A 12,865-nucleotide genomic window follows, 5' to 3' on the forward strand; every position below is an offset into this window, starting at 1 on the left:
ATGGAAATCAACAGCACGAATCAAACAATGGATGCAAAAAAATTAGTATTTGCTTTTAGGCAGGGAGCGATTCAATTAATCAGTGGTAAGCAGGAGCTGAATCAAATCAATGTTTTTCCAGTATCAGATGGAGACACGGGGAGTAATCTAGCTTCTTTGATGCAAACTATTTTGGAAGAAACCAATGGGGAATTGACGTCAGCGATTGAGGTATTTGAAAAAGTAGCAGATGCATCATTAGTTGGCGCAAGAGGCAATTCAGGCATTATTTTTGCACAATATTTTAATGGCATTTATAACAATTTATTAAAATGTGAAGAAAGAAATACAATAGGTAGCTTTGTTAAAAGCGTCAAGCTAGCAATTGTTGAAGCTTATCAAGCCATTGAAAAGCCTGTTGAAGGTACGATTGTAACCGTCATCTCTTCATGGGCAGAAGCCTTGAATGAAAAAGAAGCAACAGCAGACTTAACTGAACTTCTACAAAATGCCTTAACAAAGGCAAAGCAAGCATTAGAAAACACCACCAAGCAATTGAAAATATTGAAAAAGAACCAAGTGGTAGATGCAGGAGCAAAAGGATTTTACCTATTTATAGATGGTTTTACCAAGGCCTTTTTGGGGAAAATAGAGACAGATGACACCATCAACCTACCAGTGGCTCATGAGCAGCTACTAACAACTATGGTAGCTCATTCTCAGACAGAAGCACCAACTTTTCGCTATTGTACGGAAGTGTTACTAGAACAGGTAACCGCTACCAAAGAAGAGATTCAACAGGCATTAAGTATTTATGGAGATTCGATGATTGTTGCAGTAAATCGAGGAAAAGCAAGAATCCACATTCATTCCAATCAGCCTGATCAGGTACTTGCTTACTTGGCCAGTGTAGGGCAGCCGATGCAGCAAAAAGCAGATGATATGCTGCTTCAGTATCAGGTGAATCAACATAAAAAAGCACAGATTGCTTTAGTGACAGATTCCATTGCTGATTTACCAGCAGATTATCTACTAGCGAATCAAATTCATGTCCTACCAATGAATCTATTGATTGGTAAGACAAGCTATCTTGATAAAATCACTGTGCAAAGTGACCGCTTCTTTGAATTGCAACAAAACAGCCAAGAACGCGTCACTTCCTCTCAGCCAAGTTTAAAAACAGTAGAAAATTTATTTTCATTCCTCGAAACGAAATACGAAGCGATTTTAGTCGTGACAGTAGCTGAAAAATTGAGTGGGGCTTATCATACAGTTTGCGAAGCAGCTAAACGACGTGGCTCATCAACCTGTATAGAGGTGATTGATTCAAAATTAAATTCAGCTGCACAAGGCTTACTCGTGATGAATGTCAATGAATGGATTCAAGAGCAACTTCCTTTTGATGAAATCGTCAAACGAACCAATGAAAAAAGAGCACAGTTAAAGATTTTTGTCAGTGTAACTGATTTAGACCCAATGATTGCTACTGGTAGAATCCCACAATTTGCAGGGGAAATAGCCAAGAAAATCCATGCGAAGCCGATTGTTAGTTTAGATGCAGAAGGGCATGGGAAATTAAGCAATGTTGCTTTTAGTTTGAAGGGCAATCAGCAGAAAGTGAGACAGCAATTAAAAAAAATACAAAAGCAATACAAAATTAAACGCTATGCAGTGATCCATGGGAATGCGCCAGAACAAGCCCAAAGATGGAGCCAGGATTTAACGGAAGTTTTGGGGATGCCACCAACTTATATTATGCCGATTTCAGCAGTGATTGCCATGAGTGCAGGGCAAGGGAGTGTAGCCGTTGCAGTTGATTTTGAAGAGGGGGAAGTAAGATGACAGTTGGGACGATTATGTTTGTATTATTTATCTACTTTACAGGGCTGTTTTTTTTAGCACAATATTTACACAATAATGCAATTGTTGATTTGGCTTGGGGAATTGGCTTTGTCATTGTTGCGGTAACAGGCTATCTTCTGATGCCAGTCAAAACAACGGCGAGTACTATTATTTTAATTCTGGTTACCATTTGGGGTGTACGCTTATTTTTACATTTAGCTAAAAGAAATATTGGCAAGCCAGAGGATTATCGTTATGTGAATATGCGGAAACGTTGGGGAAATAGCTGGGCAAAATTAAAAGCCTATTTAAATGTCTTTATTTTACAAGGTGTCCTTTTATGTATTGTGTCACTACCTATTTTTCTAGTAATGACCAGTTCAGTTGATGCTTTTTATTGGTGGAATGGCTTAGGTATTGTGATTTGGCTGATTGGCTTTTACTTTGAAACAGTCGGCGATTATCAATTAACGCAATTTAAGAAAAATAAACAAAATAAAGGCAAGCTGTTAACAACAGGCTTATGGTCAGTGACAAGGCATCCCAATTATTTTGGCGAAGCACTCAGCTGGTGGGGAATTTTCCTGATTAGTTTAACTAGTGTGCAGCATCTTTGGGGAATCATTGGGCCAATAACCATTACGTTATTACTTTTATATGTTTCAGGTGTGCCTTTGCTAGAAAAGAAATATCAAGATCGTCCTGATTTTATTGTTTATGCGAATCAAACAGCGAAATTTTTCCCTTTCATTGGCAAAAAAGGGTTATAAAAGGGGGAGTTAATAATGAGTAAACAGGAAAATTTGATGAGTAAATGGTTGGTTACAATAATTTATGTCATCATGCTAGGAACCAATGCCGCAGCCATCTTAATCCCATTAAATGGGATGACTACTCAGGAAGTTTCAGACACTTATCCCAATCTATTTGCACCTGCTGGCTTAACCTTTGCGATTTGGTCAGTGATTTATTTATTGTTAGCAGGTTTTGTGATTTATCAGTGGTTGCGACCAAAGCGTCCGTCTATTATGAGTGAGCCTTCGCTCAGTAAAAAAATCCGTGGTTTGTTTATTGTCTCTTCAATCTTGAATAGCGTGTGGTTGTTTGCATGGCAATATCTTCAAATTAATTTATCCGTTGTGATTATGTTAGGCTTATTAATGATCTTAATCAGTCTCAATCGCTTATTAGCTAAGGTGGCATTAACAACCAAGGATCGATTTTTTGTTAGACTACCGTTTAGTATCTATTTTGGCTGGATTACCATTGCAACGATTGCGAATATTACAGCCTTTTTTGTTGATAAGCAAATTGATTTCTTCCAAAATAATCAACCTATATGGACTGTGATTGTTTTAATGATTGGACTGGTGATTATCTGTGCAACCATTCTTTCAAATCATAATATTGCCTATGGTTGCGCGACTATTTGGGCGTATTATGGCATTTTATTTAAGCATCAAGCACAGAATGGTTGGAATCAGGCGTATCCCATGATTATTTTAACTGTGATTGGCTGTATCGCAGTGATTGTATTGGTTTGTATTTATGAATCTATTCAGGAATTTAAAAGGAAAAAGAACGTCTAGTTGTTGGTGATTGATGGCTCATGAAAACTGAAATCTGAGAAGCTTCTTGACAATCAATCAATCGCGCAGTAAACTTTATATGACTAATAAAGTTCTTTTAGTCATATAAAGTTAGGAGGCTATTATGGTACGAGGTTTCTCAGAAGAAGAAAAAGTAATCATTAAGGATCAGCTACAAAATGAGTTTATGAAAGATTTAAGACATCAGAATATCCAACAAATTCGCATTGATGACTTAGTGAAACGAGTAGGGATTGCGAAAGGTTCTTTTTATCTATTTTATTCCTCAAAAGAAATGCTTTTTGCAGATGTTGCAAAAAAAGTGCAATCAGATATGGTAACAGATATCATGAAACTAGTTAAAGAGCATCCTGAACTAGAGAAAAAAGAACAATTGAAATTAATGTTAAAACAATTATTTCATTATTTGACAGAGTATTTTCCTTGGTTAGGTAAATTGGAATCCGTAGAATTTGAAAAAAGTCTCCGTAAATTACCGGAAGAAACACGAAATTCCCTGTTTCGAGATGATGTATCAGATATTCAATTTGTCTTAACGCAAATGAAAATGAAAACAACAATCCCCATCGAAGAAGTCGCATCAATGATTCAAATCATTACTTTTTCGAGTACACGCCATGATTACTTTAATACCTCTTATCAGGCTGCTGTTGATAAAATGTTGGAGATGCTTGTGGAGCAGTTTGTTGAAGAAGAATAAAATTTACTAGCCTTTTCTAGTGAATGAGAAGGTTAGTTTTTTTTAAAATTTATATGACTTAAAAAACGTTATTAGTCACGAATATAATTTAAGAAGGAGGGTTTCAGATGAATATGATCGAAGTGAAGCATGTAGTCAAGGACTATCAAGTAGGAAAACAAAGTGTCAGAGCGTTGGATGATGTTTCTTTTACGATAAAAAAAGGTGAATTTACAGTGATTTTAGGGCCAAGCGGCTCAGGGAAAAGTACTTTGTTGAATATTTTAGGAGGGATGGATCAAGTAACAGAAGGAGAGGTGTTCATTGAAAAACGTGATATTAGTCAATCAAATGATAGTCAGCTAACGGAATATCGTAGAAAAGAAATTGGCTTTGTCTTTCAGTTTTACAATTTAATTCCAACTTTAAATGCCTATGAAAATGTTGAGATTGTCCAAAATATTGGCAACCATTCTTTTACAGCAGATGATATGTTAACAGCAGTTGGCTTAGCAGAACGTAAGAAGCATTTTCCAGAAGCCCTTTCAGGTGGTGAGCTACAAAGAGTATCCATTGCTAGGGCACTATGTAAAAATCCAGCCTTAATTTTATGTGATGAGCCAACAGGTGCGCTTGATACCAAAACGGGACAAAAAATTTTTTCTTTACTACAAAAAATGGCACACGACTATCAAAAAACAGTGATTGTTGTAACACATAATGCTGCAGTTGCCCCAGCCGCAGATAAAGTTATTATGATTCATGATGGACAAATCCAAGAAGTCATTGAACACTCAACACCGCTTCCAATGGATAAGGTGGTGTGGTAAATGAACATTTTAGTCAAAAAGATGCTACGAGATTTTCGTAAAATGAAAGGTGAATTCATCTCCATTTTATTATTAGCTTTTCTAGGAATGTTGGTTTTTACAGGGTTTATTAGTGCGTGGAAAAGTATGGATGAAACCTTTGAAGCCTGGTCTGAAAGTAGTCATTTAGCAGATGCTTGGATTAGTGGCAATCAAATCCCAGATACAGCCATTGAAAACATCAAAAAGGAAGATACTATTCAAGAGCTGCAAAAACAAAGCACATCAACCATGGTCGTGGATAAAAAAGATGGCAATCAACTTGTACAGGCAGTTGTCACAGATGAACAAACCATCTCCACCTTAAAAAACGTATCTGGTGAAGCTTTTGATGCAACTAAAAAAGGCGTCTGGGTTGATGACTATTTTGCCACAGAGAATGCTTATCAAATCGGAGATCAGCTGACACTTTGGTTAGATGGCCAGCAATTTGATACGGTTATTTTAGGGACGATTTTATCTCCAGATTTTATTGCCTATAAAGGGCCAAATCACGATTTGACTATGAATCATCAAAAGTATGGCTATGTTTATACAAATAATCAAACCATCCCATTGAAGCAACTAGTAGGGACCAATCAATTATTGGTCAAGCTGTCTGATACAGAGCCTTCAGCTGAGCTAAAACAGCGCATTGAAGAAGCTTTAGGGGAACATTTTATGGCCTATCAAACCAGAATCAATAACCCGAATGTTGCTACATACATCCAAAAAGTACTGGTACTGAAAAAGCTGGCGATTCTTTTCTCAGCAGTGATTATGCTGTTAGTCTTGTTAACCATTTTAACAACGATTCAGCGCTTGGTTCGCCAACAACGAACAATTATTGCCACCTTAAAAGCTTTAGGCATCCGCAACCGTAGTATTTTGTTCCATTATAGTAGCTATGGCCTTTTTATCAGTTTGATTGGTGTTATATTAGGTATGATAGTTGCCCCTTATAGCTTTACACCTTTTGTCTTAGCGACTCAAAGAAATCAGTTTATGTTAGCCAATTGGCAAGAGGAATTTCCGCCTATTATTTTCATTGTTGGGATGCTTATCGTGGTGTTAAGTACCCTCACAGCCTATCTAGCAAGCAGAAAGAGCGTCCAGTCGTTGCCAGCTGAAATGCTGCGGATAAAAATAAAAGACCATCAGTTTTCTGAAAAAGGAAAATGGACAGATGCTTTATTTAAGCAGACCTCATTTGCTTGGAAATGGGTCACAAGAGATGCTTTGCGGAATAAAAAAAAGCAGCTGATTGCCATGTTGACCGTCGCAGGAAGTATTCTTTTATTGATTATTAGCTTTGGTATTCAATATTCTATTCAACAAATGAATCAACAACTTTATGGGAAACAATTTGATTACCGCTTTTCCATCCAATTTGCACAGCAAGTATCTAATGAGCAAAGAGCGAGTGTTCAGCAAGCAGTTGGTGATGAAGGACAATGGCAGGAAACAAGACAGGGGCAATTACGACTTGCTAATAGAAGCGAAAATGTCACGCTGGTGATCATGGATCAAGGTCTGTATACACATTTTTACAATCAAGAAAAACAGCCGATTCAATTAAAAAAAGAAGGCATCGTTTTATCACATTTTTTAGCACAAAAATGGCAGGTTGAGATTGGAGATACCCTGCAATTTAAACCAACAGGAACAGCGCAGTATCTGACTACATTTGTGACGGATATTGCTTATGTCAGTGCACCACAAGGTATCTTAATGAGTCGCGAGGCATGGCAGCAATTGGATCAACCTTTTATGCCGAATACCTTGCTGACAGGGCGCGATATTTCACAACAGGAAATTGCAACCAAGCCTGGTGTGCATAAAATAACTTCGTTAAAAAAACAGAAAGAGGATGCAGCGAAAGTTGCAGAAAATATGCAAAGTATTATTATCACTTATGGTTTTTTTGCTGTCATTCTCAGTGTAGTTGTTTTATATAACCTAGGCGTCTTAAATTTTACTGAACGCTATCGTGAATATGCGACCTTAAAAGTATTAGGCTTTCGTAAAAAGGAAATTCGTGGCATTATTTTACGCGATCAATGGCTAGCCTTTCTTTTAGGTGGAGCCCTCAGTCTTGTGTTAATCAAACCCGTACTCACTCTTTTTGGTACTATTATTAGTACGGATGAATCAGAAATTTTCACAGCTATTAGTTTGGAGAGAATCTTCATTTCATTTAGTTTAATCCTGATTTGTAGCTTACTGGTAGGCGTCTATATTAATCGAAAAGTACAAAAAATTGAAATGACTGAAGCCTTGAAAAATGTTGATTAACATGGATAGAAAAATAACACGTGCTTAGCTATTTTAATCATTTATTTACTGTTCCAGTTCTTATCATTTGATAAGAGCAGTTCTCTTAACTTATAATCAGCATAGATTAAAAGGAAAAGAGGCGGCAAGATGTCTTATCAAGTCGATTTTAAAGAGGTTTCAACAATTGGTTTTGAAAGTTCGCCAGTAGCCAAAGCGTTGGCTGGATTACGCGCGAATGAAGCACGTTATTATTGGAATAAGTATCAACATGAATTTGTGACAACACCAGCAAGTGAAGCACCTGACACCTTAGCCTGGATTGAAAAAATTCTTGCTGAACGTGATATGAAGTTTCCTTACAAACCATTAGAGGTTTCAAGTTTTGAAGTAGAGGGGCTCAAAATGGCTTATGTTTTCTATGAAAATGGGTTGGCCGTGAATGTGATGTATAGCCTGGCAGAGGGTGGCAAACGTGCAGTTGGTTTTAAGTTATCTGATGGTATGGAGATTCCTGCTGAGTTTGAAGGGAAATTTAAATTTGCTCGTCAAAAATCTAAATTGGCAGGAACGATTCGTGGTTCGTTCTTTGTCATTAAAGGGATCTATTAAGGTAAAAATAACATGATTGAATGAGCTAAGACGCATTGATTTCTATTTTTTCGAACTAGACCAATCCGTTATTTTTTCTTAAGAAAAATAAAAAAAACGTTGACAAGTGTTTTTTTTACTGTTATATTTCACACATAAACTTAATAGATTTGTTAGGTGAGGCTCCTATACAAACACAGGCTACTGCCCAAAAATGTCGAGAGACGCCAATGGGTAGAACAGGGATTGTCGATACAAGGCTTTTCATAAGGTAGCTAAAAGCTCTGCTTTTTACGTTGTATAGTGCCAAAACTCAACGATGAGATCAAATGGCTTCTTTATGTATGCTTTTTCACGACCTTTCGCTGAGTTTTTGGCGAAAGGTCGTTTTTCGTTTGCCTCGTCATTTAAAGAGTTTGTAAATTATTTGAAGGAGGAGAAGGTGATGTATTTTTAGCAAAAGTATTGATTAGTTTGTTTGCTGGTAGCTTGATTGGTTTAGAACGACAATGGCGCCAAAAAATAGCAGGTGTTCGAACCATGACCTTAGTTTCATTAGGTGCAACCATGTTTGTTTCACTTTCGACACTAATTGTAGATGACTCAAGTCCAACAAGAATTGCGGCTCAAGTTGTCAGTGGTATTGGTTTTCTTGCAGGGGGTGTCATTTTGCGAGATGGCTTTAGTGTAACAGGCTTAAATACGGCAGCTACCCTTTGGTGTACAGCAGCTGTTGGGAGCATGATCGGCGCAGGTTTTATCTTAGAAGGTTTACTAGCAGCGTTACTGATTGCCTTGACCAATATTGTGATTCGCTTTTTCTCAAGAAAAGTAGATGTCATCGTCGCTGATTATCAGCAAGAAACAACTGAGTTTATGAAAAGTATTGTATTAACAGTGACAGGACTCCGCACAACCGAGGTGTTATTGCGGACAGAAATGATGCAACAGTTGGATCGCTATTACTTAACATTTGCTTCCTTTGTTTGTCGAGACTTAGCAGAAGGAAAAGTTCAATTACAAGTTGAAATTGAGCCAGCACTCAATATCGAATTGGCCGTTCAGGAAATTGTGGCAAACTTATCTAAAAAAGTAGAAGTATTAGAAATTTATCAATTAGTAGGGGAGGAATCATCATGGTAAAACAGTGTTTACAATAACAAAATGGAATAGTAAAGCTTATCAAGAGGCTTTAGTTCTGAGAAATGAGCTATTAAAGGCAACCTCTGGTAAGAAGCAGTTAGTAGAGGCTCCTTTAGAGGAACAAAATGATCTACATTTAGTTGTGAAATGTGAGCAGCAAGTCATTGGTACATTATTATTGCATCCCATTGATCAAAAACTGATTCAAGTGAAGCAAGTAGCGATTGATTCAGCTTATCAAAGACATGGGATTGGGAAACAGCTCATTCAATATGCTGAACAAATTGCTAGTCGGTTAGGATTCTCAGTTGTCTTTTTAACTGGTCGTCAGCAAGCATGGCCATTTTATGAAAAGCTAGCCTATGAAATGTTAGCAGAGAGCTATCAAGAAGGACAGCTCGTTTTAAAATTATTTAAAAAAGAAGTCGCAATAGAAAAACAGTTTAATCCGCAAAGGGAGATGAAAACAAATGGATGACAGTAGTTCGAAAATAATGGGTTTATGGATTAACAACATCGTGGAAGCATGCAGACAGCTATTTTTGTCTATTTGTTTTTAGCTCGCTGTCTTTTCCGTAAGCCCGTCATTTAAGGAGCGGGTAAAAATGAAGACTTTATACGAATGCATCATCTTTTGGATAATGGGCCTAGTAGTATGGAGAATCTTTTTGGGAAAGAAGGAGAAAAAATTGAAAAAAGTTGAAAAAGATACAACAAAAGCAAATTATGAATTATTTGCACGCAAAACTGAGGAAAATATCTTGTCCACCTTTAATACTTCAAAAAGTGGTTTATCTGATGGACAGGTTGTGATGTCAAGAAACCAGCATGGAACCAATAAAATTGCTTACGGTAAGAAAACCCCTTTTATCATCGAAGTATTAAAATCTTATATTACACCATTTACATTAGTCTTGATTAGTTTAGGTATCATTTCTTTTATAACAGAATATGTGATTGCACCACCAGAAGACAAAGATTTATTTGGTGTCATCATTATTTTTACAATGGTATTTATCAGTGGCACAATGACCTTAATCCAATCCGTTAGATCAAATCAAGCAGCAGAAAAGCTAAAATCACTAGTCAAAGTGACGGCTGCAGTTAAAAGAAACAACAGCTATGCTGAAATTCCAATGGAGGAAATTGTTTGTGGGGATATTGTGAAGCTATCAGCTGGGGATATGATTCCAGCGGACATGCGATTAATTGCAACAAAGGATTTATTCATTTCGCAATCAGCTTTAACAGGTGAAAGCTATCCTGTTGAAAAACGTGCAGAAGGAAAAGTGAGCTATCATGATACAGAGACAAGCTATGAGAATTTAGTCTTTATGGGTAGTAATGTGATTAGTGGAAGTGCAGAAGGTGCTGTAGTTGCAATAGGTAATCAAACTCTTTTTGGAAATGTAGCAAAGGAATTATCGAGTAAACCGATTAAAACGAATTTTGAAATTGGCATTCGTAAAACTTCCTACCTCTTAATTAAATTTATGGCCTTAATGGCACCAACTGTCATTGTAATTAATGGTCTTACTAAAGGCGATTGGATGGAAGCATTCCTTTTCGGCTTATCTGTTGCAGTAGGCTTAACCCCAGAAATGTTGCCAATGATTGTAACCACGAATTTGGTTAAAGGGGCAACAGCTATGGCGAAGAAAGGAACCGTCATTAAGAATTTAAATTCCATTCAAAACTTTGGTGCGATAGATGTTCTTTGTACAGATAAAACAGGGACTTTAACGCAGGATAAAATTATTTTAGAGTATCATTTAGATTGCGAAGGCGAGCAGGATGATCGTGTTTTACGTCATGCCTTTTTGAACAGCTACCATCAAACAGGATTAAAGAATTTATTAGATGTTGCGATTATTGCTGCTGCAAAAGATGAATTAGATACGGATAGCATGAAGTATCAAAAGGTCGATGAAATTCCGTTTGATTTTGAGCGTCGCAGAATGAGTGTGGTTGTCGAAAACGCAGCCGGAAAAACACAAATGATTACTAAAGGTGCGATTGAAGAAATGCTACATATCTCAAGCTATGTAGACTTTAAAGGTCAGGTCACACCTCTAACAAAGGAAGTCAAACAAGAAGTTTTAGCGAAGGTTAAAGAGCTAAATGAGGATGGTCTCCGAGTGATTGGTGTTGCACAAAAAACCAATCCAGGTGTTGTTGGAGAGTTTTCTGTAGCAGATGAAACAGAAATGGTGTTAATTGGTTACTTAGCCTTTTTAGATCCACCAAAAGAAACAACAAAACAAGCCCTTGAAGCCTTAAAATCTCATGGTGTAGGCATTAAAGTCTTGACGGGTGATAATGCGCTAGTGACACAATCTGTTTGTAAACAAGTTGGTTTAGGTGCAGAAAAATTAGTGAGTGGAGATCAAGTTGCGAACATGAAAGATGATGAATTAAAACGAGTGATTGAAAAAAGAAATATTTTTGTGAAATTGAACCCACAACAAAAAGGTAGAATCACAAAATTATTAAGAGAAAATGGGCACACTGTAGGATTTTTAGGTGATGGTATTAATGATGCGCCTGCAATGAAGCTTGCTGATGTTGGTATTTCTGTAGATACAGCAGTGGATATTGCCAAAGAATCTGCAGATGTGATTTTATTAGAAAAAGATTTAATGATTTTGGAACGAGGCATTATTTCAGGAAGAGAAACTTTCGGAAATATTATGAAATATATTAAAGCAACAGCTAGTTCAAATTTTGGCAATATGTTCTCAGTCCTTGTTGCCAGCACATTCTTACCATTTCTACCCATGCTACCACTACAAATTTTATTCCTCAATTTAATTTATGATATTTCTTGTGTATCTATTCCTTGGGACCGCATGGATAAAGAATACTTGGAAAAACCTAAAAAATGGAATGCGAATAGTATTGGCAATTTTATGATTTGGTTGGGACCAACAAGTTCAGTCTTTGATATTACCACTTACCTATTAATGTACTTTATTATTTGCCCAGCAATGGCAGGAGGCGCTTATCATACCTTATCAGCTGAGCAACAAGTCCTCTTTATTGCAGTCTTTCATGCTGGCTGGTTTGTGGAATCCTTATGGTCACAAACACTGGTCTTACATGCTTTAAGAACACCAAAAATTCCGTTCTTACAAAGCCGCGCTTCATTTATTGTCACAGCGATTACATCATTAGGAATTGCAGTTGGTTCTGTGTTGCCATTTACCGAGTTTGGTCACAGTCTTGGATTAGCTGTCTTACCAAGTGACTATTGGATCTGGTTAGTTGTGACCATTATTGCTTATCTCTTATTAGTGACCGTAGTGAAACAAGTTTATACACGTCGTTATCAAGAGTTATTATGATAGATTCTATTTAAATGTTGAAAGAGAGGATGAGACAAAAGGCGTTTAGGTTTGAGCAATTGGAGCAAAAGACGAACAATACGCTTTTTGTATTGATTGTCTTTTGCTCCAATTGCCGAAGAACCTGCCTTTTGGCCACCGTTTACGGAGGCAACTTATACCTTTTTAGAAGCAATTAAGGGGACGAGATAAAACTTTTTGAGTTTTGTCTCGCCCCCTTTTATTTATCTCATCTTAAAGGAAAGACAGACTTGACCTTTCCGCAACGTCATCCTGTAGACTTTGTTTTAGAAAGACTAACTATATAAAGTCAAGCCAATATACTGAAAAATGAGTAAGCAGAATAATAGAAATAAGTGCACAACAAATAGACCTTGCTAAGCAATAATTTAAATTGTTCTATTGCCGAATTTCATAGGCTTCATTTTTCTTTAAAATGGCAAAAATAATATAGCAGAGCTTTCTAGAGACAGCGCCAAGTGCTGTGAGATGATGTTTTCCTTCGGAACGTTTCTTCTCATAAAAAGCTTTCAAGACAGGATCATGTTGTGAAGC

10 protein-coding genes, 1 pseudogene and 1 riboswitch are annotated in these 12,865 nt (G+C 36.9%); of the genes and pseudogenes, 10 read left to right on the forward strand and 1 reads right to left on the reverse strand.

Annotation, left to right across the window (positions count from 1 at the left end):
- The 10 genes from BMW29_RS01765 to mgtA all read left to right on the forward strand — a co-directional run bounded on the left by BMW29_RS01765 (position 1) and on the right by mgtA (position 12,310).
- A complete protein-coding gene (locus BMW29_RS01765) occupies positions 1 to 1,821 on the forward strand; it encodes a DegV family protein (RefSeq protein ID WP_092649645.1) in 1,821 nt (606 codons plus the stop codon).
- A complete protein-coding gene (locus BMW29_RS01770) occupies positions 1,818 to 2,591 on the forward strand; it encodes a DUF1295 domain-containing protein (protein WP_092649647.1) in 774 nt (257 codons plus the stop codon). The genes BMW29_RS01765 and BMW29_RS01770 overlap by 4 nt, the downstream gene beginning before the upstream one ends.
- Before the next feature lie 15 nt (positions 2,592 to 2,606).
- Complete coding sequence (locus tag BMW29_RS01775; protein WP_092649649.1) at positions 2,607 to 3,410, forward strand: tryptophan-rich sensory protein; 804 nt, start codon at positions 2,607 to 2,609, stop codon at positions 3,408 to 3,410.
- Between the two features lie 124 nt (positions 3,411 to 3,534).
- Complete coding sequence (locus tag BMW29_RS01780) at positions 3,535 to 4,131, forward strand: TetR/AcrR family transcriptional regulator (protein WP_092649651.1); 597 nt, start codon at positions 3,535 to 3,537, stop codon at positions 4,129 to 4,131.
- Positions 4,132 to 4,238: 107 nt separating this feature from the next.
- On the forward strand, positions 4,239 to 4,940 hold the full coding sequence (locus BMW29_RS01785) for an ABC transporter ATP-binding protein (RefSeq protein WP_092649653.1): 702 nt from the start codon (positions 4,239 to 4,241) through the stop codon (positions 4,938 to 4,940).
- A complete protein-coding gene (locus tag BMW29_RS01790) occupies positions 4,941 to 7,253 on the forward strand; it encodes an ABC transporter permease (RefSeq protein ID WP_092649655.1) in 2,313 nt (770 codons plus the stop codon).
- A 129-nt stretch (positions 7,254 to 7,382) separates the two neighbouring features.
- A complete protein-coding gene (locus BMW29_RS01795; RefSeq protein WP_092649657.1) occupies positions 7,383 to 7,844 on the forward strand; it encodes a phage tail protein in 462 nt (153 codons plus the stop codon).
- A 141-nt stretch (positions 7,845 to 7,985) separates the two neighbouring features.
- Positions 7,986 to 8,155: riboswitch (M-box (ykoK) riboswitch) on the forward strand.
- Positions 8,156 to 8,288: 133 nt separating this feature from the next.
- On the forward strand, positions 8,289 to 8,966 hold the full coding sequence (locus BMW29_RS01800; RefSeq protein WP_245706205.1) for an MgtC/SapB family protein: 678 nt from the start codon (positions 8,289 to 8,291) through the stop codon (positions 8,964 to 8,966).
- A gap of 4 nt (positions 8,967 to 8,970) precedes the next feature.
- Positions 8,971 to 9,444 (forward strand): GNAT family N-acetyltransferase, encoded by a 474-nt coding sequence (locus BMW29_RS01805; RefSeq protein ID WP_092649659.1) that lies wholly within the window; start codon positions 8,971 to 8,973, stop codon positions 9,442 to 9,444.
- Between the two features lie 163 nt (positions 9,445 to 9,607).
- Entirely contained in the window at positions 9,608 to 12,310 is a 2,703-nt protein-coding gene (mgtA, locus tag BMW29_RS01810) for a magnesium-translocating P-type ATPase (protein ID WP_245706208.1), read from the forward strand.
- A 399-nt stretch (positions 12,311 to 12,709) separates the two neighbouring features.
- Here mgtA and BMW29_RS13820 read toward each other — a convergent pair.
- Positions 12,710 to 12,865 (reverse strand): annotated as a pseudogene (locus BMW29_RS13820) (IS110 family transposase); the annotation flags it as partial.

Origin of the sequence: Isobaculum melis (assembly GCF_900111355.1) — a bacterium.
Taxonomy (GTDB): domain Bacteria; phylum Bacillota; class Bacilli; order Lactobacillales; family Carnobacteriaceae; genus Isobaculum; species Isobaculum melis.

Excerpts from the sequence above, each read along its gene's own strand:
- BMW29_RS01780 (WP_092649651.1), top strand. The coding sequence starts at position 3,535 with ATGGTACGAGGTTTCTCAGAAGAAGAAAAAGTAATCATTAAGGATCAG.
- BMW29_RS01770 (WP_092649647.1), top strand. The coding sequence starts at position 1,818 with ATGACAGTTGGGACGATTATGTTTGTATTATTTATCTACTTTACAGGG.
- BMW29_RS01785 (WP_092649653.1), top strand. The coding sequence starts at position 4,239 with ATGAATATGATCGAAGTGAAGCATGTAGTCAAGGACTATCAAGTAGGA.
- mgtA (WP_245706208.1), top strand. The coding sequence starts at position 9,608 with ATGGGCCTAGTAGTATGGAGAATCTTTTTGGGAAAGAAGGAGAAAAAA.
- BMW29_RS01790 (WP_092649655.1), top strand. The coding sequence starts at position 4,941 with ATGAACATTTTAGTCAAAAAGATGCTACGAGATTTTCGTAAAATGAAA.
- BMW29_RS01795 (WP_092649657.1), top strand. The coding sequence starts at position 7,383 with ATGTCTTATCAAGTCGATTTTAAAGAGGTTTCAACAATTGGTTTTGAA.
- BMW29_RS01775 (WP_092649649.1), top strand. The coding sequence starts at position 2,607 with ATGAGTAAACAGGAAAATTTGATGAGTAAATGGTTGGTTACAATAATT.
- BMW29_RS01765 (WP_092649645.1), top strand. The coding sequence starts at position 1 with ATGGAAATCAACAGCACGAATCAAACAATGGATGCAAAAAAATTAGTA.